This is a genomic window from Xanthomonas bonasiae, assembly GCF_014836395.1.
GTDB classification, from domain to species: domain Bacteria; phylum Pseudomonadota; class Gammaproteobacteria; order Xanthomonadales; family Xanthomonadaceae; genus Xanthomonas_A; species Xanthomonas_A bonasiae.
In genome coordinates this window covers 36314-62950 of the sequence record NZ_JACSQX010000015.1, presented here as the reverse complement: position 1 = coordinate 62950, position 26637 = coordinate 36314, and the positions used below count along the sequence as shown (strand labels likewise).

Annotated in this window: 24 protein-coding genes; 13 read left to right on the top strand and 11 right to left on the bottom strand. The window is 68.4% G+C overall.

The window, feature by feature from the left end:
• Window positions 1-6 precede the first annotated feature (6 nt).
• From H9658_RS20065 to H9658_RS20050, 4 genes are all read right to left on the bottom strand, one after another.
• On the bottom strand, window positions 7-660 hold the full coding sequence (locus tag H9658_RS20065; RefSeq protein ID WP_191826695.1) for an isochorismatase family protein: 654 nt from the start codon (window positions 658-660) through the stop codon (window positions 7-9).
• 115 nt (window positions 661-775) lie between these two features.
• A complete protein-coding gene (locus tag H9658_RS20060) occupies window positions 776-2182 on the bottom strand; it encodes an alginate export family protein (RefSeq protein ID WP_191826694.1) in 1407 nt (468 codons plus the stop codon).
• 26 nt (window positions 2183-2208) lie between these two features.
• Window positions 2209-3132, bottom strand: coding sequence for a VOC family protein (locus H9658_RS20055; RefSeq protein ID WP_191826693.1), 924 nt, complete (start codon window positions 3130-3132; stop codon window positions 2209-2211).
• Between the two features lie 152 nt (window positions 3133-3284).
• Window positions 3285-3746 (bottom strand): winged helix-turn-helix transcriptional regulator, encoded by a 462-nt coding sequence (locus tag H9658_RS20050; protein ID WP_191826692.1) that lies wholly within the window; start codon window positions 3744-3746, stop codon window positions 3285-3287.
• A 161-nt stretch (window positions 3747-3907) separates the two neighbouring features.
• Between H9658_RS20050 and H9658_RS20045 the strand changes: the two genes are divergently transcribed.
• Complete coding sequence (locus H9658_RS20045) at window positions 3908-4816, top strand: NmrA family NAD(P)-binding protein (RefSeq protein ID WP_191826691.1); 909 nt, start codon at window positions 3908-3910, stop codon at window positions 4814-4816.
• A 25-nt stretch (window positions 4817-4841) separates the two neighbouring features.
• Here the strand turns inward: H9658_RS20045 and mnmE are convergent, their stop codons facing one another.
• The 5 genes from mnmE to rpmH all read right to left on the bottom strand — a co-directional run bounded on the left by mnmE (window position 4842) and on the right by rpmH (window position 11425).
• Entirely contained in the window at window positions 4842-6182 is a 1341-nt protein-coding gene (gene mnmE, locus H9658_RS20040; RefSeq protein ID WP_191826690.1) for a tRNA uridine-5-carboxymethylaminomethyl(34) synthesis GTPase MnmE, read from the bottom strand.
• 29 nt (window positions 6183-6211) lie between these two features.
• Window positions 6212-8956, bottom strand: coding sequence for a polysaccharide deacetylase family protein (locus H9658_RS20035; protein WP_191826689.1), 2745 nt, complete (start codon window positions 8954-8956; stop codon window positions 6212-6214).
• 94 nt (window positions 8957-9050) lie between these two features.
• Window positions 9051-10790: a membrane protein insertase YidC gene (gene yidC / locus H9658_RS20030; protein WP_191826688.1), complete on the bottom strand. Its 1740-nt coding sequence runs from the start codon at window positions 10788-10790 to the stop codon at window positions 9051-9053.
• An 18-nt stretch (window positions 10791-10808) separates the two neighbouring features.
• On the bottom strand, window positions 10809-11288 hold the full coding sequence (gene rnpA, locus H9658_RS20025; RefSeq protein WP_225210139.1) for a ribonuclease P protein component: 480 nt from the start codon (window positions 11286-11288) through the stop codon (window positions 10809-10811).
• A complete protein-coding gene (rpmH, locus tag H9658_RS20020) occupies window positions 11285-11425 on the bottom strand; it encodes a 50S ribosomal protein L34 (protein ID WP_003469983.1) in 141 nt (46 codons plus the stop codon). Before rpmH ends, rnpA begins: the two co-directional genes overlap by 4 nt.
• Before the next feature lie 258 nt (window positions 11426-11683).
• Here rpmH and dnaA point away from each other — a divergent pair, with 258 nt between their 5' ends.
• The 12 genes from dnaA (at window position 11684) to H9658_RS19960 (ending at window position 25057) form a co-directional block, all read left to right on the top strand.
• Complete coding sequence (gene dnaA / locus H9658_RS20015; protein WP_179570243.1) at window positions 11684-13024, top strand: chromosomal replication initiator protein DnaA; 1341 nt, start codon at window positions 11684-11686, stop codon at window positions 13022-13024.
• Between the two features lie 325 nt (window positions 13025-13349).
• Complete coding sequence (gene dnaN / locus H9658_RS20010) at window positions 13350-14450, top strand: DNA polymerase III subunit beta (protein ID WP_179570245.1); 1101 nt, start codon at window positions 13350-13352, stop codon at window positions 14448-14450.
• A gap of 362 nt (window positions 14451-14812) precedes the next feature.
• Entirely contained in the window at window positions 14813-15913 is a 1101-nt protein-coding gene (gene recF, locus H9658_RS20005) for a DNA replication/repair protein RecF (protein ID WP_191826687.1), read from the top strand.
• A gap of 113 nt (window positions 15914-16026) precedes the next feature.
• Entirely contained in the window at window positions 16027-18489 is a 2463-nt protein-coding gene (gyrB, locus tag H9658_RS20000) for a DNA topoisomerase (ATP-hydrolyzing) subunit B (protein WP_179570249.1), read from the top strand.
• A 79-nt stretch (window positions 18490-18568) separates the two neighbouring features.
• Window positions 18569-19420 (top strand): CPBP family intramembrane glutamic endopeptidase, encoded by an 852-nt coding sequence (locus tag H9658_RS19995; protein WP_179570251.1) that lies wholly within the window; start codon window positions 18569-18571, stop codon window positions 19418-19420.
• Window positions 19421-19487: 67 nt separating this feature from the next.
• A complete protein-coding gene (locus H9658_RS19990) occupies window positions 19488-20294 on the top strand; it encodes a M48 family metallopeptidase (protein ID WP_179570253.1) in 807 nt (268 codons plus the stop codon).
• A gap of 157 nt (window positions 20295-20451) precedes the next feature.
• On the top strand, window positions 20452-21645 hold the full coding sequence (locus H9658_RS19985; protein WP_179570255.1) for a tetratricopeptide repeat protein: 1194 nt from the start codon (window positions 20452-20454) through the stop codon (window positions 21643-21645).
• A 151-nt stretch (window positions 21646-21796) separates the two neighbouring features.
• Window positions 21797-22471 (top strand): energy transducer TonB, encoded by a 675-nt coding sequence (locus H9658_RS19980; RefSeq protein ID WP_179570257.1) that lies wholly within the window; start codon window positions 21797-21799, stop codon window positions 22469-22471.
• A 93-nt stretch (window positions 22472-22564) separates the two neighbouring features.
• Window positions 22565-23329, top strand: coding sequence for a TonB-system energizer ExbB (gene exbB / locus H9658_RS19975; RefSeq protein WP_179570259.1), 765 nt, complete (start codon window positions 22565-22567; stop codon window positions 23327-23329).
• Window positions 23330-23371: 42 nt separating this feature from the next.
• On the top strand, window positions 23372-23797 hold the full coding sequence (locus H9658_RS19970) for an ExbD/TolR family protein (RefSeq protein WP_179570261.1): 426 nt from the start codon (window positions 23372-23374) through the stop codon (window positions 23795-23797).
• Window positions 23798-23800: 3 nt separating this feature from the next.
• Entirely contained in the window at window positions 23801-24214 is a 414-nt protein-coding gene (locus H9658_RS19965) for an ExbD/TolR family protein (RefSeq protein WP_039004766.1), read from the top strand.
• Between the two features lie 435 nt (window positions 24215-24649).
• Entirely contained in the window at window positions 24650-25057 is a 408-nt protein-coding gene (locus H9658_RS19960; RefSeq protein ID WP_179570263.1) for an ExbD/TolR family protein, read from the top strand.
• A 488-nt stretch (window positions 25058-25545) separates the two neighbouring features.
• Here H9658_RS19960 and H9658_RS19955 read toward each other — a convergent pair whose 3' ends face one another.
• On the bottom strand, window positions 25546-26298 hold the full coding sequence (locus H9658_RS19955) for a pyridoxine 5'-phosphate synthase (protein ID WP_191826686.1): 753 nt from the start codon (window positions 26296-26298) through the stop codon (window positions 25546-25548).
• A gap of 13 nt (window positions 26299-26311) precedes the next feature.
• A complete protein-coding gene (locus tag H9658_RS19950) occupies window positions 26312-26581 on the bottom strand; it encodes a hypothetical protein (protein ID WP_179570267.1) in 270 nt (89 codons plus the stop codon).
• Window positions 26582-26637 lie beyond the last annotated feature (56 nt).

Genomic DNA, 26637 nt, shown 5'->3' with positions numbered 1-26637 from the left:
CTCCGCTCAGCCTTCGTGGGCACCGAATATGGTCCGGGCATAGACGATGCCCAGGCCGTAGGCGCCGCCGTACTTGCGCGCCACCTCGGTGGTGGTGGCGTAGGTGTCGGTGCGCGCCCAGTCGCGCTGCAGTTCCAGCAGGTATTGCAGCGCGGTCATCGGCCGGCCGCCGGCCTGCACGATGCGCTCGATGGCGCGGTTGTGCGCCTCGGCCGACACGTCGCCGCAGGCATCGGCGATCACGTAGACCTCGAAGCCCTGATCCAGCGCCGACAGCGCCGGGCCGACGATGCACACGCTGGTCCACAACCCCGCCAGCACGATTCGCGGCTTGCCGATCTCGTTGACCCGCTGGATCACCGCCGCGTCTTCCCAGGTGTTCATCGACGTGCGGTCGAGCAGCGCCTGGCCCGGGAACGGCGCGACCACTTCGTCGAACATCGGCCCTGAGAAGCTCTTTTCCGCCACCGTGGTCAGGATCGTCGGCACGCCGAAGCTGGCCGCGGCGTTGGCCACCAAGGCGGCGTTGGTGCGCAGCGCGCCTGCGTCGATCGAGTGCGTGGCGAAGGCCATCTGCGACTGGAAGTCGATCATGATCAGGGTGTGGTCGCCCGGCGTGAGCAACGTGGCGCCCGGAACGGGCAGAGCGGCGAGCGGCATGGCGACATCCTGGTGTGCGGGGGAAAGCGCGATGCTGGCGCGCGATGGCGGCGGCGTCTTGGAGATTCGTGTCGCGTTGTGCGCCAAGTGCAGGGCGGCGGCGTCCAGCGGACGCCTACCAGGCCCAGCGCAGTTCCACGCCGACATAGTCGCTGTCGCGCGCGCCGGCCTGGCGCAGCGCGCGGCCGACGTCGTAGCGCACCGCTTCCAGCGCTGCGGTGAGCTGCGGCGACAACGGACGCTGCAGCCGCAGCTGGGTATAGCGGCCGGTCCAGCGTCCGCCATGGCCGGCGCTGCCGGCCACCGGCACAGTGGGCTGCAGGTACACGGCATCGGCGGTGCTCTGCCGCCACAGCAGGCCCACGCCCAGGGTCGCGGTCAGCGCCGGCGCGGCCTGCCACTGCAGCGACGGCTTGACGTGCAGCAGATTGCTGTAGCCGGTGTAGCCGGCGAGCGCGAAGTAGTAGCCGTTCGGGAACAGCGGGTTGAACGTGCCCACGCGGCCGTCGCCGGCGTGCGCGTCGCCTGAGGCGGCATCCAGTTGCAGACCCAGGCGTGGCTGCGTGGCGAGCCGCTGCCACGTGTAGCCGGCACGCGCGCCGACCGCCCAGGCACGGATCGCTTGCTGGCCGACGCTGCCGCGCTGCGCCATCGTTTCCAGGTCCCAGTCCGCGCCGCTGGCGGCGCCGGCGAAACGCAGGTCGAGCACATGGCGGCGCTCGCGGCCGCTGCCATCCAGGTAGTGCGCCTGGTCGCGCGAGTACAGCGCGTAGTAGACGGACAGTTCGTTGTCGCCGAACACCTTGCGCTCGGCGCGCAGCGTGCCGAAGCGCACGCGGCGGCTGGAACTGTCGTCGAAGGCGCGCGCATCGGCGTACTGCACTGGCTGGCTGACGAACCCGAGCACGCGCCAGCGCGCGGTTTCCCAATCGGCCCACACCGCGTCAAATGACTGGCGCACGTTGGGGCCATCGCGCGAAGACACGAAGCGTTGCAGGTCGAAGGCGAAATCCTGCCGCCCCACGCGCGCCTTGAAGGTGCCGGCGGCGAAGGCATGCTGGTAGGCGACGAAGGCCAGGCGCAGGTCGAGCCGGTTCTGGTCCGCGCCGGAATGCACGCGCTTGGCATAGGCGCGTACGTCCTCGAGTTGCGCGAACGCCTGCCAGTCGCTGCCCAGGCGCAGATCGGCGTGCAGCTGCAGCCGCTGCAGCAGGTAGGCATCGGCCGCGTCGCCGGTGCCCAGGCCGGGCGCGTCGTTCGACTCGAAACGCTCGCGCAGGTTGGCGCCCAGCGACAGGTAGCGTTGCGTGTCGTCGGCAGCCAACGGCAGGTACTTCAAGCGGTCCAGCGGCGTTTGCCGCAGGGCCGGATCGGCCAGCGCCGACCAGTCTTCCTGCCAGCGGTTGGTACTCGGCCGCGGCCGCGTCGCCGGCGCGTCCGGCTGCGGCGCTTGTTCCTCGGCGCGCACCGGCGCCGCGATCGCGATCGTGCCGGCCAGCGCCAGCAACGCACCGTGCCGCATGCGCCGGGCGCCGTGCACGTCCCCGCTCAATGCGCCAGCGGGCTATGGATCTCGGCGACGTAACCGCCCGGGAATTCCACCACCGCGCTGCGCCGGTCCTGCGCGGCGAACGGCGCCACCAGCACCCGCACGCCGGCCGCCTTGGCCTTGTCCAGGGTCTGCCGCAGGTCCTCGACTTCGTAACCGGTGGTGTCGCGGCCGTACGGATACGGCAGGTGGCCGTCGCTGACCGCCACCGTGGTCTTGCCGAAATCCGAGAGCAGGCGGATGCGCCGGTAGTGTTCGCCGGGGCGGCCGATCTCCTGTCCCGGCGCCTGCCGCGCATCGTCCACGAGCTTGCCATGGGAGAAGGCGAGGAAGCTGCGCACGAAGGCGTCGGCGCGGTCCGGCGACAGATACACCCGGTTCTCCGGCAGCGTGCGGAACGCCGCGTACGACGGCGCGGTGGTATGCCAGTACAGCTGTGTGTTGACCCCACCCGGCCATTGCACCACCGCATCGCGGCCGATCGGGTCGGGGAACGGCGCGACCAGCACGTCGGCACCGGCGGCGCGCGCCGCGGCCACCGCCTGGTCCAGGTCGCGCACCAGCAGGCCGTTGCGCTCGGCGCCGAACGGATGCGGGATCGGCGTGGTGAAGCCGAACAGCGAGACCGTGCCGACCGGGGTCTGCAGCAGCTGCGAGGTGGTGCTGCTCGGCGTCGGCGTCACCGTCGCCACCACCTGACGCGTGCTGGTGCCGCCGAAGGTGGCCAGGAAGCTGGCGACGAAGCGGTCCACATCGGCCGGCGCGACGTAGACGTGGGTGGTGTCGTACTGCGGGGCGACCGCGACCGGCGGCGTGGCGGCGGAGCGCACGGCCGCCGACGGCGAGTGCGCGGCCATCGCGGCGAACGCGCCGAGCGACAGCAGGCTCGACGACAGCAGGGCGGCGGCGATTTTCGAACGCATACGGACTTCCTCGGCTGCACGAAGGCCGGCGCCGCGGCAACGGCGCTGGCAACCGGCGCGCGATGCGCCGGCAACGGCATGCTGCGCGAGCGCGCGGCGGAGGTATTGGAAATTGGCGCGGTCTTGCGCCGCCGTGCGCGGCGCGGCGGCGGCTACGCGCGGCGGCGGCTGTCGCTGGCCGTGGCATCCGGCAGTGCGCTTTCGAACGCGGTACGCGCCGCGCGCACCGCGGCGTGATTGGCCTCGGCCCACTGCACCAGCTGCGCCAGCGGCGCGGCCAGCGACTGCCCCAGCATGGTCAGCCGGTATTCCACGCCCGGCGGCACCAGCGGCAGCACCGCGCGCGCGACCAGGCCTTCGCGCTGCAGGTCGCGCAGGGTCTGGGTCAGCATGCGCTGGGAAATGTCCGGCACCGCGCGGCGCAATTCGCCGAAGCGGTGCGGGCGCTCGGCCAGCAGCAACAGGAACAGGGTGCTCCACTTGTCGCCGATCTGCGCCAGCACGTCGCGTACCGGGCAGCGGTCGATCGGCATGCCCTCGCCGCGGTAGTCGCGCAGCTTCTGGCTCAGCGGTGGCGCGGCCGACACGGCGGCAAACGGCGCGGAGGCGGACATGGCGGTTACCTCGAGGTAATCAGGGGCGGGAAAAGTGCCGTATTTACAGCCCTGCGGCGATCCCTACTATGCACCTGGTTCCTTTTCCAGACCACCACGGTCGGGTTGCACGGCAGCGCCGCTTGGCGAGCGCCGGCACCGTCCACTCCCCAAGGAAACCCATGTCCACTCACCCCGACTCCCTGCTCGTCACCGGCGCCGGCGGCCAGCTCGGCCAGCGCGTGCTGGCCCACCTGCTGGACACGCTGCAGCTGCCGCCGGCACGCATCGTGGCCCTGACCCGCCGTCCCGAGACCCTGAGCGCCTGGGCGGCGCGCGGCGTAGAGGTCCGCCACGGCGACTTCGACGCACCCGCATCGCTCGACACCGCGTTTGCGGGCGTGGGACGCCTGCTGCTGATCAGCACCGATGCGATCGACCGCCCCGGCCATCGCCTCGCGCAGCACCAGGCCGCGATCGCCGCCGCCGCGCGCGCCGGCGTCCGCCATCTGGTCTACACCTCCTGCGTGGAGCCGCACGATTCGCCGCTGCTGATCGCGCAGGACCACGCCGGCAGCGAGGATGCGATCGCCGCCAGCGCCCTGCCCGGCTGGACCGTGCTGCGCAACCACTGGTACTTCGAGAACCTGTTCATGAGCCTGCCGTCGGTGCTGGCCTCGGGCCATTGGTACAGCGCCGCCGGCGACGCCCGCATCGCGCATATCGCCCGCGACGACCTGGCGCGCGCTGCCGCGGTCGCGCTGGCCGGCGGCGGCGAGGCCAGGCGCACGCTGACCCTCAGCGGCGCGCGCGCCTACAGCACCGCCGAGATCGCCGCGTTGGTCGCGCAGACGCTCGGCAAGCCGATCCAGGTCGTGCCGGTCCCGGTCGAAGGCCTGGTCCAGGGCATGGTCGGCGCCGGGCTGCCGGAGCCGCTGGCGCGCGTGCTGGCCTCGTTCGACAGCAACACCGCCGCCGGCCGCGTAGCCACCGTCACCGGCGACTACCAGGCGTTGACCGGGCAGGCGCCGCAGCCGTTCGAACAGTGGCTGCAGGCCAACCGCGCGCAGCTCGCCGCACTGGCGCCCTGAGCGCCGCGAGCAAGGGGAGCGTGCCCTACTTGCCGATGCAGAAGCTGGAGAAGATCCGTCCCAGCAAATCGTCGGCACTGAGATGGCCGACGATCTCGCCGAGCGCGGCGTGCGCCAGGCGCAGTTCCTCGGCGGCCAGTTCCAGCCGCTCGTAGCCCAGTTCGGCGGCTGCGGCCGCGGCGTGCTCCGCGGCGCGCTGCAGCGCCTCCACGTGGCGCGCACGCGCGGAGAATTCGCCGTCGCTGCCGTCGCCGGCGGCATGCCCGGCGATCGCACGCAGGTGTGCGTGCAGCTGCTCCAGGCCGCTGCCCGTGGCGGCGGAAACGTACACGCTGTCGGCTGTCGCCTGGGGTATCGCCTCGAGCAGGTCGCTCTTGTTGTGGATCCACAGCCGTTGCGGCACGTCGGCGATGGCTTCGGCGATGGTGGCGCGGCCGGCATCCGCAGCGCGCGCGTCGAGCACGATCAGCGCCAGGTCGGCGCGCTGCAGCTCCAGCCGCGCGCGGCGCATGCCTTCGCGCTCGATCGCATCGCCGCCGTCGCGCAGGCCCGCGGTGTCCACCAGGGTCAGTTCGACGCCATCCAGGCGCACCGTCTCGCGCAAGGTGTCGCGGGTGGTGCCGGCGATGTCGGTGACGATCGCGCGCTCGCTGCCGGCCAGCGCGTTGAGCAGCGAACTCTTGCCGGCGTTCGGCGGCCCCACCAGCACCGCGTGCAGGCCGTCGCGCAGACGCCGGCCGCGCTCGGCGTCCAGCAGCAGTTGCGCCAGGGCCGCACGTGCCTGTTCCAGGCCGGCGCGGACCTGTTCGCCGCCCAGCGTGTCCAGCGATTCGTCGGCGAAATCGATCGCCGCCTCGGTGTGGATGCGCAGCCGGACCAGATGCTCGGCCAGGGCTTCGACGCGGCGCGAGAACACGCCGTCCAGCGACCGGCGCGCCGCGCGCGCCGCGCGCAGGTCGCCGGCGGCGATCAGGTCGGCGATCGCCTCGGCCTGGGCCAGGTCCAGCTTGCGGTTGAGGAAGGCGCGCTCGCTGAACTCGCCCGGCCGCGCCGGCCGCGCGCCGAGTTCGCAGCAGCGCGCCACCAGTTGCCGCAACAGCACCGGGCTGCCGTGCGCCTGCAGTTCCAGCACGTCCTCGCCGGTGAAGCTGCGCGGCGCCGGGAACCACAGCGCGATGCCGTCGTCGAGCGTCTCTCCCTGCGCATCGCGAAAGCGCGCATAGCGCGCGGTGCGTGCGGGCAAGGTACCCAGGCCGAGACCGGCGCCGATCGCCGCGGCCAGGCGCCCGGACACGCGCACCACGCCGACCCCGCCCGCACCCGGGGCGGTGGCGATGGCGGCGATGGTGTCGGCGGCGTGCGGCATGGCGAAGAACGTTCCGGCGGCGCTGCAGGCTACAACGTCTGCAGCTGGGTGCGCGCGTAGGCCGCCGAGGCGCCGCTCGGCTGCAGTTCCAGATAGGTCTGGAACGCGTGTTTGGCCTTGGCCGCATCGCCCATCTGCCGGTACGCATCGCCGAGATTGATGTAGGCCACCGCGCGCGAGGGATCGATCTTCAGCGTGTTCTCCAGCCAGCGCGCGGCCTGTGCGTACTTGCCCTGGCGGTAGTAGATGAAGCCGAGATTGTTGGCCGCCAGCGCGAAGTCCGGTCGCAGCTTCAGCGCTTCGGTGAACTGCGCCTCGGCCTCGTCGTAGCGCTTTTCCTTGTACAGCTGCAGGCCGCGGTCGTTGGCGCGCTGCGCCTGCTGGCGATCGGACAGCGGCCCGGCGGCGGCCGGCACCGCCAGCGGCCGCTCGCCGCCCTGCAGGTCCTTGACCACGGTCGGCTTGGCCGCCGGTGCCGCGGCCGATGCCGCCGTCGCCGTGGCGGGCGTGGCCACCGCCGGCACCGCCGCCGCGACCCGGTCGTTCATCGCGATCGCCGCCGAGGATAGCTGCTGGGTGTTGGCGGTCAGGAACTCGTCGCCGTCCGGCACCTGCAGCACGAACTCGCCGCCCTGCGAGCCGGGCAGGCTGCCGAACGCCGGCGTCTGCGGCGAGATGCTCGACACCGCCGGCGCCACGTACGCGGCCAGTTCGGTGCCGGTGATCAGGCCGTCGCCGTTGAGGTCGCCCTTGCCCGACAGCGCCTGCAGCAGCACCCAGGTGAACACCGAATGGCCGTTGGGGCCGCTGTCGGCGACCTGCTGGTCGGCGCCGCCGGCGGTGAGCATCTGCCGCGCCACGCGCCGCGCGTTCTCGCGCAGATAGGCGCCGGTGCCGCCGCCGCCGCGGGTCAAGCCCAGGCCGCTGTAGCAGGCGTCCATCACGAACAGCACGTGCTTGGCTTCCAGGCTCTCGGCGATGTCCTGGATCTCGGTCATCGGGATCGCGTCGGTGGCGAACTGCGCCGGGTCCGAGTCGGCCGGCACGATGTAGCCCAGGTCGCGCCCGGAGGCGAGCTTGCGGGTGGCGCCATGCCCGGCGAAGAACACGAACACGCGGTCGTTCTTGCCCACCCCGCCGTGCGCCAGGCGGTCGTGGAACGCGGCCAGGATGTTGTTGCGGGTGGCCTCCTGGTTCTTCAGCACGATCACCTGCGACGACGGGAAACCGAAGCTGCCGGTCAGCGTCTGCGCGATCGCCTGCGCGTCGTTGGCCGCGTACTGCAGCTTGGGCCAGTGCGCGTAGTCGTCGATGCCGATCACGATCGCCCACGACTTGTCGTAGCCGCTGGTCACCGCCGGCGCCGCGGCGTTGGCCGCCGCGCGCGCCACGCTGAAGTCGCGCCCGTTCCAGGCGGCGAACTGGTAGCCGTCGGCGCTGAGCCGGTCCAGGATCTGCGGCAGCGCCTTGACCGTGCGCGCGTGGATGTCGTGGAACAGCAGGATGCCGCGCTGCTCGCGGCCGACCTGCTCGAGCACGCGCTGCACGATCGATTCGGGCACCGGATCGGCCCAGTCCAGCGAGTCCACGTTCCACATCACCGACTTCAGCCCGGCTTCGCCGAGGATCTGCATGCCTTCGGCGTTGCGCGCGCCGTACGGGAAGCGGAACAGCGGCGCGCGCTTGGCATCGACCGCGCGCAGCATGCGGTCGGTGTCCAGGATCTGGCTGCGCAGCGCGGCGCCGGTTTCCTTGGACAGCTGCGCGTGGGTCAGGCTGTGGTTGCCGACTGTGTAGCCCTGCTCCATCAGCTCGCGGCTGACGCTGGCCAGCGGCGCCAGTTCGACCTTGCCGTCGGCATCGAGCTTGCCCAGGTTGCGGCCGACCTCGAAGAACGTGGCCGGCACGTCGTAGCGCTTGAGGATGGCGACGATCTCGTCGGTGTACTCGCGGTGCGGGCCGTCGTCGAAGCTCAGCACCACCGTCTTCGGCGGCAGGTCGCGGCCGAACACTTCGCGGTCGCTGTCCTGCATCGACATCGGATACGGGGTGATCACCCCGTAGTCGCGCAGGATCCGCTCGCGCGTGTACAGCGTGCCCAGGTGGGCGACGTAGTCCTCCCACTTCTCGCGCTTCTGCACGATCGCGCGGGTGCGGTCGAAGCGGCTGAAGATCGCGGTGATCTCGCGGTTGTAGCTGCGCTCGATCTCGTCCAGCGCTTCCAGGTCCTCGCCGATGCGCTGGTGCAGCTTGATCGCCGGCAGCGAGGAATCCTTGCCGATGCGGGTCTGCCAGTCGGCCAGGATCTCGCGGAACGCCAGGCGGTCGGCGTCGTACAGGTCCGGCGCCGATTCGACGTAGTCCAGCAGCGCGCCGACCGCGGCGAAACGCTGCGCGTCCGGCTGCGCCAGCAACGCATCGAATTGCCTGGCCAACGCGTCGCGCCGCTCCAGGCCTTCGTGGAACAGCTGCTGGCCGACGCCGCTGGAGGTCTGCCGCTCGGCCGGCGACTGCTTGGCCTCGTCGGCCAGCAGCACGATGATCTTGCGCTGCGCCGCCAGCTGTTCCTGCAGCTGCGTGCGGATCGCCGCGGCCTGCGCCTGCAGCGCGGGCGAACCCGGCAACGGCGTGGCGTCGGTGCCCGCCGCGTGCGCGGACGGCGCGGCGCCCGCGGCGGTGGCCGTGGACGACGTGCTGCGCTGGCAGCCCGGCAGCGCAAGCGCGAGCAGGCAAAGCGCGGTGGACAGCAGGGAGGCGGAACGGCGGTCGAGCATGGCCCGGGACTCGCAAGGACGGTGGCAGGACAGGCGACCGCGCAGTGCCGCGGCCGCATACGCAACGCCCGCCTGGCGGCGGGCGTTGTCGGATTTACTTCTTCGTCTTGGCCGGTGGTTTGGCGCCGGCGCCAGCAGTGGCCGCCTCGCCATGGCGCTTGAGCATCCACCATTGCTGCAACAGGCCCAGCGACCCGTTGGTGACCCAGTACAGCACCAGGCCCGAGGGCACGAAGGCCATCATCACGCCAAACACCAGCGGCATGAACTGCATCATCTTCGCCTGCATCGGGTCCATGCCCGGGGCCGGGGTCAGCTTCTGCGTGAACCACATCACCGCCACGTTGATCACTGGCAGGATGAAATAGGGATCGCGCGCGGTCAGGTCCTGGATCCAGGCGAACCACGGCGCCTGGCGCAGTTCCACCGATTCCACCAGCACCCAGTACAGCGCGAAGAAGATCGGCATCTGGATCAGCACCGGCAGGCAGCCGCCCATCGGGTTAATCTTCTCTTTCTTGTACAGCTCCATCATTGCGGTCTGGAACTTCTGCTTGTCGTCGCCGTAGCGCTCCTTGAGCTGCTGGATGCGCGGCTGGAACTTGCGCATCTTGGCCGCGCTTTTGTACTGCGCCGCCGACAGCGGATACAGCACCAGCTTGAGCAGGATCACCAGGCCGACGATCGACCAGCCCCAGTTGCCGAGCAGGGTGTGCAGGTGGCTGAGCACCCAGAACAGGCCCTGGCCCAGGATCGCCATCAGCGAGAACCGGCTGTAGTCGACCACGCGGTCCAGGCCGCGCACGTTTTCCTTGGCGATCTGGTTGACCAGCTTCGGGCCGACCCACAGCCGCGCCTCGCTGCTGGCGCGCGCGCCGGGGGCGACGGTGAAGCCCGGGCCGCGCGCCTCGATCACGTGGCGCGGGCCGTCGTTGGACAGCACGTACACCGCCTCCTGGTCGGCCTGCGGGATCCAGCCGGTGAAGAAGTGGTGCTGCAGCAGCGCGATCCAGCCGCCCTTGATGGTCTGGTTGACCGGGCCGTCTTCCAGGAAATCCTTGAACGCACGGCGCTGGTAGCCGTCCTGCGCGCTGAACCAGGTGGCGCCGTTGAAGCTGAAGGAATCCGGGTTGGTCATGCCGCGGCTGACGATGGTCGGCACCCGGCTCAGCTTGCGGAACACGTAGCCCTGCCAGGGCTTGCTGCCCTGGTTGATGATCTCGTCCTTGATCTGCACCGCGTAGTGGCCGCGCTGCACGGTGTAGACGCGGCGGATGCTGATGCCGTCCGGGCCGTTCCACACGAACGGCACCTGCAGCGCGTCCTGGCCCTTGGCCAGCACGTAGTCCTTGCCCGGCTGTTCCGGACGGAAACCGCCCGGACCCGGCGACGGCGCGTTGTTTTCGCCGACCCAGCCGCTGGTGGCGGTGTACGGATGCACCGGATCCTCGGTCAGCAGCGCCACCGGCGGGCTGCCGGGCTGCTTGGTCTGCGGGAACATCAGCAAGTCCGCGTCGAACACGCTGCGCCCGTCCAGGGTCAGGTGCAGCACGTCGGTGGTGATGGTGACCCGCGGCGCGGCGCCGGCGGCGACCGGTGCGGCGGTCTCGCTGGCGGCACCAGGCACGGCTGCAGCGCCGGATTGGGTGGCACGCGGCACCGCCGGGGCGCCGCTGGCGCCGGCATCGGCGTCCTGCGCGGGCGGCACCGTGGTCGCAGCCGCAATGGCGGTCGCATCGGCCGCAGGCGCGGCGTGCTCCTTGTTCCACTCCATCCACAACAGGGCCGCGACCATCAGCCAGGCAAAGATCAGGAAAAGGCGGGTCTGGTTCATCGGACAGGCAAGCTCGGCTCAGCCAGAAACGGGTTCTGACTTGGAAGTGGGGGAAGAAGGAGAGAGAGGCGGCGGCATTGTGCCGTCCGCAGCCGGGGCCGGCAATGCGCCAGCGCGACGCAGCAGGCGCAGATAGGCCTGACGCAGCTGTTCGCCGCTGGCCTGGGCGGCGGCGCTACGCGCCACCACCACATAGTCGCCCGGCGCCAGCCACGGCAACAGATGCCGCGTGGCGTCGCGCAGGACGCGTTTGATGCGATTGCGGACCACGGCGCGCTTGTCGACCTTGCGCGACACGGCAAGGCCGAGCCGCGCAGGGTGATCGGCGCTGCGCCAGTGCAGGCTCATCAGCGGTTCGGAGCAGCGGCGTGCGGCATCGAACACGACGCGGTATTCCGCAGACGTGCGAACCCGCGCAGAGCGAGGAAATCGCCTACGCGGGTCGGGATGATTCACGGTCCGGATTGCAGGCGCCGCCTGGGGCGGCGAAGCAATCAAGCGCTAAGGCGCTTGCGGCCCTTGGCGCGGCGACGGGCCAGGATCTTGCGGCCGTCGGCGGTCGCCATACGGGCACGGAAGCCATGGTCGCGCTTGCGCTTGAGGTTGCTGGGCTGGAATGTGCGCTTGGTGGCCATCGGGGCGCTCTGTCTGAATGAGGCGGAAAGAACCGGAAATTCTATAGAACCAACCGGGGTGCGGTCAACTGCTCTTTATCCGGCGCCAGGACAGCCGCTGCGTGCGGCCTGTGGATGGATCTGTGCATAGATGCGGGAAAACCATTCCAGACCCTGCGTGCCGATGGTAGTCTGACCCATCCGCTTTCCTCTTTTCACCGGCCGAGTGCGCCGCGATCGTTCGCGCCTCACGCCTGGTCTCTCAATGAATTACATCTGATGGATGCTTGGCCCCGTTGCCTGGAACGTCTGGAAGCTGAATTTCCAGCCGAGGACGTTCACACCTGGTTGAAACCGCTGCAAGCCGAACAGCGCCATGACAACAGCATGGTCCTGTACGCCCCGAACGCCTTCATCGTCGAACAGGTGCGCGAGCGCTACCTGGCGCGGATCCGCGAACTGATGACCTATTTCGCCGGCAGCGGCGAAGTGGCGTTGCAGGTCGGCTCGCGTCCGCGCGCGCCGGAGCCGGTGGCCCCGGTCGCCAGCGATGCGGCCGCAGCGCGCACGCCGCCGGCGCCGTTGCTGGAACCGTTCGCCGGCAACCTCGACTCGCACTACACGTTCGCCAACTTCGTCGAAGGCCGCAGCAACCAGCTCGGCCTGGCCGCGGCCACGCAGGCGGCGCAGAAACCCGGCGACCGCGCGCACAACCCGCTGCTGCTGTACGGCAGCACCGGCCTGGGCAAGACCCACCTGATGTTCGCCGCCGGCAACGCGATGCGCGAGCAGAACCCCAACGCGCGGGTCATGTACCTGCGCTCGGAACAGTTCTTCAGCGCGATGATCCGCGCGCTGCAGGACAAGACCATGGACCAGTTCAAGCGCCAGTTCCAGCAGGTGGACGCGCTGCTGATCGACGACATCCAGTTCTTCGCCGGCAAGGACCGCACCCAGGAAGAGTTCTTCCACACCTTCAACGCGCTGTTCGACGGCCGCCAGCAGATCATCCTGACCTGCGACCGCTACCCGCGCGAGGTCGAAGGCCTGGAGCCGCGGCTGAAGTCGCGCCTGGCCTGGGGCCTGTCGGTGGCGATCGACCCGCCCGACTTCGAGACCCGCGCGGCGATCGTGCTGGCCAAGGCGCGCGAACGCGGCGCCGAGATCCCCGACGACGTGGCGTTCCTGATCGCCAAGAAGATGCGCTCCAACGTGCGCGACCTGGAAGGCGCGCTCAACACGCTGGCCGCCCGCGCCAACTTCACCGGCCGCGCGATCACCACCGAGTTCGCCCAGGAGACGCTGCGCGATCTGCTGCGCGCGCAGCAGCAGGCGATCGGCATCCCCAACATCCAGAAGACCGTGGCCGACTACTACGGCCTGCAGATCAAGGACCTGCTGTCCAAGCGCCGCACCCGCTCGCTGGCGCGGCCGCGGCAGGTGGCGATGGCATTAACCAAGGAACTGACCGAACACAGCCTGCCGGAGATCGGCGATGCGTTCGCCGGCCGCGACCACACCACCGTGCTGCACGCCTGCCGGCAGATCAAGCACCTGATGGAGACCGACGGCAAGCTGCGCGAGGACTGGGACAAGCTGATCCGCAAGCTGAGCGAGTAGCGGGCCGGCATTGCGCCGGAGAGGCGCGGATCCGCACCCTTGCGAACGCGCCGGTGCGGCATGGTCGGAAGCGCCGGATAAATCGGTGCATGACTTCGCGACAAATCCGGTAGAAACTGTGGATAAAGTGCAGCGCGGCGGCGCCGGCAAAACTATCCACAGGTTTCCCCACCCCTTCAGGGGCAGTAATACCCGGGATTGAGAGGGCGAAAAACCCTTGCATTCCAGATAGTTAAGCTACCTTTGCACCGAAAATCGCTCTACCATCACCACCAAGCTTTTGATTTATTCCATATCTTTTTAAAGCATAGGGGCACGGAACCACATGCGTTTCACACTGCAGCGCGAAGCCTTCCTCAAGCCATTGGCGCAAGTCGTCAATGTGGTCGAACGCCGCCAGACCTTGCCGGTTCTGGCCAACTTCCTGGTGCAGGTGCACGACGGGCAACTGTCGCTGACCGGTACCGACCTGGAAGTGGAAATGGTGTCGCGTATCGCGGTCGACGACGCCCAGGACGGCGAAACCACGATTCCGGCACGCAAGCTGTTCGAGATCATTCGGGCGCTGCCCGACGGCAGCAAGATCACCGTCTCGCAGACCGGCGACAAGATCACCGTGCAGGCCGGGCGTAGCCGCTTCACCCTGGCCACGCTGCCGGCCAACGATTTCCCCTCGGTCGACGAAGTGGAAGCCACCGAGCGGGTGCTGGTCCCGGAAGCGGCGCTGAAGGAACTGATCGAGCGCACCGCGTTCGCGATGGCGCAGCAGGACGTGCGCTACTACCTCAACGGCCTGCTGTTCGACCTGCGCGACCAGACTCTGCGCTGCGTGGCCACCGATGGCCATCGCCTGGCGCTGTGCGAGACCGAACTGGAGAACGCCGGCGGCGCCAAGCGCCAGATCATCGTGCCGCGCAAGGGCGTGACCGAGCTGCAACGCCTGCTGGAAGGCGGCGATCGCGAGGTCGAGCTGGAAGTGGGCCGTAGCCACGTGCGGGTCAAGCGCGACGATGTCACTTTCACCTCCAAGCTGATCGACGGCCGGTTCCCCGATTACGAAGCGGTGATCCCGATCGGCGCCGACCGCGAGGTCAAGCTGGATCGCGAGGCGCTGCGCGCCGCGCTGCAGCGTGCGGCGATCCTGTCCAACGAGAAGTACCGCGGCGTGCGCGTGGAAGTCTCGCCGGGCCAACTGAAGATCAGCGCGCACAACCCCGAGCAGGAAGAAGCGCAGGAAGAGATCGAGGCCGACACCAAGGTCAGCGACCTGGCGATCGGCTTCAACGTGAACTACCTGCTCGACGCGCTGTCGGCGCTGCGCGAGGAGTTCATCGTGATCCAGCTGCGCGACGCCAACTCGTCGGCCCTGGTCCGCGAGGCCAGCAGCGCCCGCTCGCGCCACGTGGTGATGCCGCTGCGCCTCTGACCTGCGCAGGGAGTTAGTGTTCCACGTGGAACACAACAAGAAACCCGGCCTCGTGCCGGGTTTTCTTTTGCCCGGGTGAGCCGGCGCTCTTGACGCCCCGACTTGCTCCCTGTGGGAGCGACTTCAGTCGCGACGGGGGGACTTACCGCTGCCGATCGATGTCTCCAGGAACACGCCTTTGGGCGCGAATGGCCTCGCAGGACCAGCCATTCCCCAGGCTCGCCGACCGCATCGACCCAAACCCCGATCGCCAGGCGCCGCCCGCGACAGGACGTTCGCGACAGCTTTGGGTATGCTGCCGCCCTACCCTGATGAGCCGACCCGCGTGCGCCCGGTGCGAGCGCCTCGCCCCGATTCCGCGTATGCACGTCTCCCGCCTCGATCTTCATCACCTGCGCCGCTTCGCCGCGCTGGAACTGGCGCCTGCGCCGGGCTTGAACCTGATCACCGGCGACAACGGCGCCGGCAAGACCACCATCCTTGAGGCCATGCACCTGATGGCCTACGGCCGCAGCTTCCGCGGGCGGGTGCGCGATGGCCTGGTCAGCCAGGGCCAGGACGAACTGGACGTGTTCGTCGAATGGCAGGAACGCGGCCCGGAGCCGCAGCAACCGCGCCGCCGTCGCGCCGGGCTGCGCCATAGCGGGCAGGACTGGCGTGGCCGGCTCGATGGTGAAGACGTCGCCTACCTCGGCACGCTCTGCGCGGCGTTGGCGGTGGTCACCTTCGAACCGGGGAGCCATGTGCTGGTCAGCGGCGGCGGCGAACCGCGCCGGCGTTTCGTCGATTGGGGCTTGTTCCACGTGGAACCTGACTTCCTGGCGCTGTGGCGTCGCTATGCGCGGGCGCTCAAGCAGCGCAATGCCCTGCTGAAAAGCGGCGGTGGCGGCGCGGCCCTGGATGCCTGGGACCACGAGCTGGCCGAGGCTGGCGAACCGCTCACCTCCCGCCGCGAGCACTACCTGGAACGCCTGCTGCAGCGCCTGTTGGCGCTGGGCCCGGAGTTGGCGCCAGCGCTGGGCATCCAGCACCTGGAGTTCGCGCCGGGCTGGCGCCGCCACGAGGTGCCGCTGGCCGATGCGCTGTTGCTCAACCGCGAGCGCGACCGCCAGTACGGCTATACCTCGGTCGGGCCGCACCGTGCCGACTGGAGCCTGGAGTTCGCGGCCATCCCCGGTCGGGACGCGTTGTCGCGCGGCCAGGCCAAGCTCACCGCCCTGGCCTGCCTGCTGGCCCAGGCCGAGGACTATGCCGAGCAACGCGGCGAGTGGCCGGTGATCGCCCTGGACGACCTGGCCTCGGAACTGGACCAGCACCACCAGCGGCGCGTGCTGCAGCGGCTGCAGGCCGGGCCGGCGCAGGTGTTCGTCACCGCGACCGAAACCCCGCAGGCCCTGGCCGACATGGCGTTGCCGATCGCGCGGTTCCACGTGGAACATGGGCGCCTGCTGGTCCAGCCTTAGGCTCGCGGGGGCTGGGTGCCCGTGGCTGCTATAATTCCTGTCATTCCCTTATCGAGCGGCGCGAACCGGCCCCGGCCTGTCTTCGCCGCCTTGTGGAGCCTACGGCACGCGCAATGACCGACGAACAGAACACCCCACCAAGCACCGGCAACTACGACGCGAACAGCATCACCGCCCTGGAAGGCCTCGAGGCGGTTCGCAAGCGGCCTGGGATGTACATCGGCGACGTCCATGACGGCACCGGCCTGCATCACATGGTGTTCGAGGTCGTCGACAACTCCATCGACGAGGCCCTGGCCGGACACGCCGACCACGTCTCGGTGACGATCCACGCCGACGGTTCGGTATCGGTGTCGGACAACGGGCGCGGTATCCCGGTCGGCAAGCACGAGCAGATGAGCAAGAAGCTCGGCCGCGAGGTGTCGGCGGCCGAGGTCGTGATGACCGTGCTGCACGCCGGCGGCAAGTTCGACGACAACAGCTACAAGGTCTCCGGCGGTCTGCACGGCGTCGGCGTCAGCGTGGTCAACGCGCTGTCGGAGAAGCTGCTGCTGGACGTGTTCCAGGGCGGCGCCCATTACCAGCAGGAATTCAGCAACGGCGCGGCCGTCGCCCCGCTCAAGAAGCTGGGCGAGACCGGCAAGCGCGGGACGACCGTTCGTTTCTGGCCATCGGTCCTGGCGTTCCACAACAACGTGGAATACCACTACGACATCCTGGCGCGTCGCCTGCGCGAGCTGTCCTTCCTCAATTCCGGGGTCAAGATCGTGCTCGCCGACGAGCGCGGCGAAGGCCGCCGCGACGACTTCCACTACGAAGGCGGCATCCGCAGCTTCGTCGAGCACCTGGCGCAGCTGAAGACCCCGCTGCACCCGCACGTGATCTCGGTCAGCGGCGAGCACAACGGCATCACCGTGGAAGTGGCGCTGCAGTGGACCGACTCCTACCAGGAGACGATGTACTGCTTCACCAACAATATCCCGCAGAAGGACGGCGGCACCCACCTGGCCGGCTTCCGCGGCGCGCTGACGCGCGTGCTCAATACCTACATCGAGCAGAACGGCATCGCCAAGCAGGCCAAGATCAACCTGACCGGCGACGACATGCGCGAAGGCATGATCGCTGTGCTGTCGGTGAAGGTGCCGGATCCGAGCTTCTCCAGCCAGACCAAGGAAAAGCTGGTCAGTTCCGACGTGCGGCCTGCGGTGGAGACCGCGTTCGGCGCGCGCCTGGAGGAATTCCTGCAGGAAAACCCCAACGAGGCCAAGGCCATCGCCGGCAAGATCGTCGATGCCGCACGCGCCCGCGAGGCCGCGCGCAAGGCGCGCGACCTGACCCGCCGCAAGGGCGCGCTGGACATCGCCGGCCTGCCAGGCAAGCTGGCCGACTGCCAGGAGAAGGATCCGGCGCTGTCGGAGCTGTTCATCGTCGAGGGCGACTCGGCAGGCGGCTCGGCCAAGCAGGGCCGCAACCGCAAGAACCAGGCGGTGCTGCCGCTGCGCGGCAAGATCCTCAACGTGGAACGCGCGCGCTTCGACCGCATGCTGGCCTCCGACCAGGTCGGCACGCTGATCACCGCGCTGGGCACCGGCATCGGCCGCGACGAGTACAACCCGGACAAGCTGCGCTACCACCGCATCATCATCATGACCGACGCCGACGTCGACGGCGCGCACATCCGCACCCTGCTGCTGACGTTCTTCTACCGGCAGATGCCGGAGCTGATCGAGCGCGGCTACATCTACATCGGCCTGCCGCCGCTGTACCGGCTCAAACAGGGCAAGCAGGAGCTATACCTGAAGGACGACAACGCGCTCAACGCCTACCTGGCCAACAGCGCGGTCGAGGGGGCCGCGCTGATTCCCGCCAGCAACGAGCCGCCGATCACCGGTGCGGCGCTGGAGAAGCTGCTGCTGCTGTTTGCCAGCGCCAACGAGGCGGTGGCGCGCAATGCGCACCGTTACGATCCGGCGCTGTTGACCGCGCTGATCGACCTGCCGCCGCTGGACGTGGCGCAGCTGGAAGCCGAGGGCGACCGCCACCCGAGCCTGGAGGCCCTGCAGGCCGTGCTCAACCGCGGCAGCCTGGGCACCGCCCGCTACGAGCTGCGCTTCGAATCGGCAAATGAGCAGAAATCGGCGACGTTGACTGTTGTTCGTCGCCACATGGGCGAAGAACTGATCAGTTGGGTGCCCATGGCGGCTTTCGAAGGCGGCGAACTGCGTCCGCTGCGCGAGGTCGCGCTGGCGTTGAACGGGCTGGTCCGCGAAGGCGCGCAGATCGTGCGCGGCAACAAGACCCAGTCGATCAGCAGCTTCGCCCAGGCGCATGCCTGGTTGTTCGACGAGGCCAAGAAGGGCCGGCAGATCCAGCGCTTCAAGGGCCTGGGCGAAATGAACGCCGAGCAGCTGTGGGAAACCACGGTGAACCCGGATACGCGTCGCCTGCTGCAGGTACGCATCGAGGACGCGGTGGCCGCCGACCAGATCTTCAGCACCTTGATGGGCGACGTGGTCGAGCCGCGCCGCGATTTCATCGAGGAAAACGCGCTGAAGGTCGCCAACCTCGACATCTGACGCGGCATCGCCGCCCCCCGGCTCGTGCCGGGGGCCGGCATCGTTCCGCTCCCCTAGCCTGCTCTCGCCCAGGATCGCGATGACCTCGCTGCCGTCGCCTACGCCCGCCACGCCCCCGCTCACCCAGGCCGCGCCGCCGTCCGGCTGGGGCAAGCCGGTGCTCGGTTTCGTCCTCGACGTGCTGCTTGCCGCGGTCGTGCTGTTGGCCGTCAGCGTGCTGTCCGGCCTGGTCTGGGGCGTGGTGCGCGGCTTCCAGGTCACCATGGAACTGCGGGCGCAGGGCATTGCCGCCGATCGGCTGGCCTCGGCCGTGGCCTCCCAGCTCGGCCAGCCTGGGGCGCTGGCGCAGCTGCTGATCGCCCTGGTCAGCACCCTGTCCGCGGCCTTGCTGCTGTACTTCCTGCGCCGCCCGGCCAGCGCGGCCGAACGCCGCGCCTCCTGGCAGGCCGCGCGCGTGCCGGCGACCTGGGGTTGGGTGCTGCTGGTCGCGGTGGCGGTGTTCGTGGGCAGCAGCGTGCTGTCCAACCTCGGCGCGCAGCTGGGGATCAAGCCGGTGCCGACCAACCTGCCGCTGATGCGCGAAGCGATGACGCAGATGCCGCTGTTCCTGGTCGTGTTCGCGGTGCTCATCGCCCCGGCCTACGAGGAACTGCTGTTCCGCCGCGTGCTGTTCGGGCGCCTGTGGGATGCCGGCCGGCCGCGGTTGGGCATGGTGCTCAGCGGCGCCGCATTCGCGCTGGTGCACGAATTGCCGGGCACCACCGGCAATGGCGTGGCCGAAACCCTGCAGCTGTGGTTGGTCTACGGCAGCATGGGCGCCGCGTTCGCATGGCTGTACAAGCGCACCGGCACCTTGTGGGCGCCGATCGCCGCGCACGGGCTGAACAATGCCGTCGCTGTCGCGGCGTTGTACTGGTTTGGCACAACTTGAAGATTTGTTTGACGAAAAGTTAAGACGTGTGCCACCACACTGCGATGCGTGTCATAGGGGGACCCGTATGAAGAAGGTTGTACTGGGGGCATCGATCGCGGTGCTGCTGGCAGCGTGCGCGACCACGACCTCGCCGACCGGGCGTACCCAGGTCGTGGGTGGCGTATCGCAGCAGGAACTCGATCAACTCGGCCTGAAGGCCTTTGCCGAGACCAAGGCCAAGGAGCCGATCGACTCCGATCCGAAGCGCAATGCCTACGTGCGCTGCGTGGTCAACGCCCTGGTCGCGCAGTTGCCGCCGCAGTGGCGCGGCACCGCATGGGAAACCGCCCTGTTCGACGACAAGGAACCCAACGCGTTCGCGCTGCCCGGCGGCAAGGTCGGCGTCAACAGCGGCATCTTTACCGTGGCCAAAAATCAGGATCAGCTGGCGGCGGTGCTCGGCCACGAGATCGGCCACGTGATCTCGCGTCACCACGAAGAACGCATCACCCGCCAGATGGGCACCCAGACCGGCCTCAGCCTGCTCGGCGCGCTGGCCGGTGCGCGCTACGGCAGCGCCGCGGCCGACACGGTGGGCCAGGTCGGCGGCATGACCGCGCAGGCCGCGTTCCTGCTGCCGGGTTCGCGCACCCAGGAAAGCGAGGCCGACGTGGTCGGCCAGCGGCTGATGGCGCAGGCCGGGTTCGACCCGGCGCAGGCGGTGGATCTGTGGAAGAACATGATGGCCGCCGGCGGCCAGCGCCCGCCGCAATGGCTGTCCACCCACCCCGATCCCAGTGCCCGCATCGGCGAACTGCAACGCGATGTCGCTACGCTTGAGCCCGTGTATGCGCAGGCGCGCAGTGCCGGGCGGACGCCGAAGTGCGGTTGAGCGCATCGGCGCCGCCGCGCGTGGGCGCGCGCCGTGCATGGCAATGCGTCCTAAAAACGTTTTCACCACGTACAGGTTTCTGTTAGTTTTGCTGGCTCGGCCCTGGATGGCCGCTCCGTCTTCCGTGCCGCTCAGGGCGGTTCCACCGAGGTGATCCATGAAATTCAGTATCCGCAAGCAAGCGCTGTTGTCCCTGGTGATCACTGCTGCCCTCGGCGGCGCGGTGGTGACCGACGCTGTCGCGCAGTCCGATCGTTCCGAGCAGCGCTCCTCGCGCAAGTCCAAGAACGAAAAGGCCGCGGTGATGTTCCCCAACGCCACCCGCCAGGAGCCGACCGGCAAGCCGTCGGCCAAGCTCGGCAGCAAGCTGCAGAAGCTGATCGACACCTATAACAAGGGCGAGGACTACGCCGGCGTGCGCACCCAGGCCGACGAGATCCTGGCCAATAGCGCGGCCAACGAATACGACAAGTCGATCGCCGCGCAGCTGGCCGCGCAGGCCGCCTACAACCTGGACGACAGCAAGGCCGCCAAGCAGTACCTGCAGCAGGCGATCCAGTTCAACGGCCTGGACAACAACGGCCACTTCCAGTCGATGCTGATGCTGGCGCAGCTGCAGCTGCAGGACGACGAGACCGCCGCCGGCCTGGCCTCGCTGGACAAGTTCCTGGCCGAATCCAAGTCGACCCGCCCGGAAGACCTGATCCTCAAGGGCCAGGCGCTGTACCAGACCGAGCGCTACCAGGAGGCGATCCCGGTGCTGCAGCAGGCCATCGCCGCGTCGCCCCAGCCCAAGGACAGCTGGAACCAGCTGCTGATGGCGTCCTACGCCGCCGCCGGGCAGACCGGTGAAGCGGTCAAGGCCGCCGAAGCGCTGGCGGCGAAGACGCCGAACGACAAGAAGGCCCAGCTCAACCTGGCCAGCATGTACATGCAGGCCGACCAGATGGACAAGGCCGCCGCGGTGATGGACAAGCTGCGTGCCGCCGGGCAGTTGACCGACGAGAAGGAGTACAAGCAGCTGTACTCGATCTACGCCAACACCGACAAGAAGGAAAAGGACGTCATCTCGGTCATCAACGAAGGCTTGCAGAAGGGCATCCTCAAGCCTGACTACCAGACCTATCTGGCGCTGGCGCAGTCGTACTACTACACCGACCAGGTGCCGCAGGCGATCGAGAACTGGCAGAAGGCCGCGCCGTTGTCCAAGGACGGCGAAACCTATCTGAACCTGGCCAAGGTGCTGCACCAGGAAGGCCGCATCCCGGAAGCCAAGCAGGCCGCGCAGCAGGCGCTCGCCAAGGGCGTCAAGAAGCCGGAAGACGCCAAGAAGATCATCAATCTGAAGTAAAAAGCAAAAAAAGCCCCCGAAAACCAGTGCTTAAAGTAGTGCAGGTCACAGGGATTGGTATAAGCTTGGAGGTTCCTGCGGTGTCAAGCCGCCTGAACTGGGATTCAGATTCGTCGCGAATCCCGGCCCCCCTAAATCGAGTCATTGGCGCATGACGGAACAATTGGTCATCAATCGGCATTACGACAGAGATGAAGCTTCCGGCCTCAGCTGGCCGCGCATCATCGGTATTGCCTTCGTAATCGCGCTGCATCTGGCAGCGCTGATGTTGTTGCTGATTCCAGCCGTTGCGCCGAAGGCGGCAGCGGAGAAGGAACGCAACATCGTCGTCACCCTGGTCGACGCCCCGCCGCCGCCGCCCCCCCCGCCGCCGCCGCCGCCGAAGCCGCCGGAGACCCCGCCGCCGCCGGTCAAGAACCTGGCCCCGCCGAAGCCGACCCCGTTGCCGCCGCCGCCGGAAGCCCCGGTGATCGACGTGCCGGAGCCGCGCCCGAGCGACATCGCCACGCCGCCGTCGCCGCCGTCGCCGCCTGCTGCCGCGACCGACATCGGCGCCAGCGTCGATATTTCGTCGAAGAACATGAACCCGCCGAAGTACCCGCCGTCCGCATTCCGGTCGGGCGCGGAAGGCGAGGTGATCCTGATCATCGATGTCGATGCAAACGGTAACGTCACCAACGTTTCCGTCGAGAAATCCAGCCGCAATCGCGATCTGGACCGCGCCGCCATGGAAGCAGCGCGCAAGTGGCGGTTCAATTCCGCTGTCGTCAATGGACAGAAGACCGCCGGCCGCGTCCGCGTACCGGTCAACTTCGCGCTGAACTGATACAAAGGCAGCAGGCCGGCGCACCCGCCGGTCTGCAGGCCCTGTCTACTCTTTGCACCACCCTCATCACCACACACAACAAAGGTAAGCGTCATGCTGCAGGAAATTTTCATCGCCGCTGCTGCGGGGGGCAACAACGCATCGAACGCCCTGTCGCAGATGGGCTTCGAGCACCTGATCACCGAGATGACCTCCAAGCCGGGTGACTTCGCCGTCTCCTGGGTGGTGCTCATCACCCTTATCATCATGTCGGCGTCGTCCTGGTACTGGACCGTCATCAACATCTTCCGCGCCACCCGTCTGAAGGGCCAGGCCGATCGCGTCACCAGCCTGTTCTGGGACACCCCGAACGCGCAGGACGCCATCCGTGCGATGGAAGAGCAGCCGGCCAGCGAGCCGTTCTCGAAGATCGCGCTCGACGCCGCTCAGGCCGCTGCGCACCACCAGCGCGCCGAAGCCGGTGCCGGTACCGGCCTGGGCGAGACCCTGAGCCGTTCGGAGTTCGTCGACCGCGCCCTGCGTCAGGCCGTGACCCGCGAAAGCACCAAGCTGCAGTCGGGCATGACCCTGCTGGCCACCGTCGGTGCGACCGCGCCGTTCGTCGGTCTGCTGGGTACGGTGTGGGGCATCTACGGCGCGCTGATCAAGATCGGTGCCACCGGCTCCGCCTCGATCGACGCCGTTGCCGGCCCGGTGGGTGAAGCGCTGATCATGACCGCGATCGGTCTGTTCGTCGCGATCCCGGCCGTGTTCGCGTTCAACTTCTTCAGCAAGGTCAACAGCTCGACGATCGCCAAGTTCGATACGTTCGCCCACGACCTGCATGACTTCTTCGCCACTGGTTCGCGCGTTCGCTGATCCGCGGTCGAGTAGTCCACGCAACGATTAACGGAGCCCGTTATGGCTTTCAGTAGTGGTAACAGCGGCGGCCCCATGGCCGACATCAACGTCACGCCCCTCGTGGACGTGATGCTGGTGCTGCTGATCATCTTCATCATCACGGCACCGCTGATGTCCCACAAGGTCAAGGTGGAGTTGCCCGAAGCCAACCTCAAGCAGAACCCGGACGAAGCGGAAAAACGCCCAAATCCGATCACGCTGGCGGTCAAGGAAGACGGGTCGCTGTACTGGAACGACGAGCCGATTTCCAAGGAAGCCCTGGAATCGCGCTTCTCCACCGCTGCCCAGCAGACCCCGCAGCCGCCGCTCAACCTGCGTGGCGACCGCACGACCAAGATGCGTACGATCAACGAGATCACCAAGATCGCGCAGGGTCAGGGCATGCTGGACGTCGGCTTCGTTGCGACCAAAGAGAAGGGGAACTGAGCCATGGCGTTCAGCTCAGGAAGCGGCCGTGGTCCCATGGCCGACATCAACGTCACGCCGCTGGTCGACGTGATGCTGGTGCTGTTGATCATCTTCATCGTGACCGCGCCGATCATGACCTACCCGATCGACGTGGACCTGCCGCAGCGAGTGATCAACCCGCCGCCGCAGTTGCGCGATCCGCCGCCGCCGATCGATCTGCGTATCGATGCGTCGAACCAGCTCTTCTGGAACAACAGCCCGGTGGCTGTGACGGCGCTTCCGCAGATGATGGAAAACGAAGTACAGCGCGATCCGACCAACCAGCCGGAACTGCGCATCGATGCCAATCCGGATTCCGAATACGAAGTGATGGCCAAGGTGCTGGCCGCCGCCAAGAATTCGGACATGAAAAAGATCGGCTTCGTGCAGCAATAAGCTCTACCGCAACACCTCAGTCATGACGCGACTGCAACGCCACCGGCAACGGTGGCGTTTTTTTTTTGGGCGGCGTCGTGCAAACCGGCAGGAGATCGACGCCGGCATACGACTGCTCGCAGGTTCGGCAACGCGCCGTCGGACCCATTGTGGGAGCGACTTCAGTCGCGACGGGCCGCACCCTCGATGCAACGCCTGCCGGCGACCGGCGACCGACGACCGACGACCGTTTGCGCCGAAAGCCGATGCTTCCCTCCTCTCGGCCCATAAGCAGAAAACCGCGTTGGCAGACGGCTGCGCGATGCGTCGCGGTGCCGCACCGCCAATCACGCCCCACGGCATCTCCAGCGTCCTGCGCCTGGCCCCTCGCGCGGCGCCCTGTCCCAGGTGTAGGCTGGAGACGCGACACCACAACCACAGGACAGGAGGCAGGCCATGGCTTTCAGTACCGCAGGGAACCGGGGACCGTTGTCGGAAATCAATGTCACGCCGCTGGTCGATGTCATGTTGGTGCTGTTGATCATCTTCATCGTGACCGTGCCGCTGGTGACGCGGCCGATCACCATGAACCTGCCGCAGCGTGTCGACACGCCGCAACGGCCGCTCGAGCCGCCGCCGCCGATCCAGTTGCGCCTGGACGCCAGCGGCCAGCTGTTCTGGAACGCCAGTCCCCTGCCCCTGGCCGAGCTGCAGCCGCGGCTGCAGGAGGCGATGGCGCAGGCCGCCGGCAACACCCCGGAGCTGCGCATCGAGGCCAACCCCGATGCCGAATACGAGGTGATGGCCAAGGTGCTGGCCGCGGCCAAGAACGCGCAGGTGGACCGCATCGGCTTCGTGCAGTGATACGTTCGAGCGCAACAGCTCCGCCATGACGGACTGCAAACGCCACCGGCAACGGTGGCGTTCTTTTGTTTGGCGATGGAGCGAAAACAAAAGTGCCAGTGTCGGTTTTGCTGTGGCGTCGGTTGCGCCGATATAGCTTCTCGAGAAGAGCGAGCTTCCGATCGCCACGGTGCAGCGCACGCCCAATCCATAAGAAATGGATGGCTCCCGAACGCGCGCGCTCCGCTGTTACCGTCCAGCGCGGCACTAGCGCCGGCTGACAATGCCCATCGTGGGAGCGACTTCAGTCGCTACGAACTCTATCGATAAGGCCCGTCGCGACTGAAGTCGCTCCCACAGGTCGCAATTGGCATGGCGATTCGCAACGGGGCGGCCCAGGCCATTGGTTCCGACGGCCTCAGGTTCGGCAGGCTCACCCGTTGCCGATGGCCTGCTCTCCCCCAGAGACTCCCGCACAAGCTCCCGTCTCTGCTCGAAACGCAGATGGACTACCGCGCAGCAGCCAGGATCTCGAGATACGCCTTCACCGTGGCATCGAGCCCGGCGTACAGCGCCTCGCCGATCAGCGCGTGCCCGATCGACACCTCCAGCACCTGCGGCACCGCGGCCAGGAACGCGCCAAGGTTGGCTTGGGCCAGATCGTGGCCGGCATTGACGCCGAGACCGGCGGCCTGGGCACGGCGTGCGGCCGCGGCGAAAGCGGCCGGCGCTGCGGCGTCGCCGCGGTCGAACGCTTCCGCATACGGCCCGGTGTACAGCTCGACGCGGTCGGCACCGAGTTCGGCGGCGCGTGCCAGGTCCGGGTTGTCGGCATCCACGAACAGGCTGACCCGGCAGCCCAGGGCCTTCAGCTCGGCGATCAGCGGACGCAGCCGTTCGCTGTCGCGAGCGAAGTCGAAGCCATGGTCGGAGGTCAGTTGCCCGTCGCCGTCCGGCACCAGGGTGGCCTGCGCCGGACGCACCTGCGCGCACAGCGGAAGCAGCCCCGGATAGCCCGGCCGCGGTGGCGCGAACGGATTGCCTTCGATGTTGAATTCCACGCCGCGCGCGCGGGTCAGCTCGGCCAGCGCCAGCACGTCCTCGGCGTGGATGTGGCGCCGGTCCGGGCGCGGGTGCACGGTGATGCCGTGCGCGCCGGCGTCCAGGCAGGCGCGCGCCGCCTCGAGCACGCTCGGCAGTTCGCCGCCGCGCGAATTGCGCAGCACCGCGATCTTGTTGACGTTGACGCTGAGTCGGGTCATCGGCGGGCGGCGCCTACGAGGAGATCGCGTCGTCGCTGGCCGCGGCGGCGGCCGCGCGGCGCGCCTCGGCCTGTTCGCGCAGCCGGCGCAGCTCGGCCGGATCGATCATCGGTGCCGCATCGCGTTGGCTGGCGTCGCCGATCTTGGCCACGTACCAGCCGCGCGCCCAGGCAAGCAGGAATCCCAGCGCCGCCAACAAGGCCAGCACCAGCAACGACATGTGCGGCGTGGAGAACGCCAGGACGAAGGCAGCGAGCGCGAGCAGCAGAAAAAGCCAGTACATGACGATCTCCCCAAGGATGGGCGCAGTGTAGCGCCGCCCGGGCGACCGGTTCCACG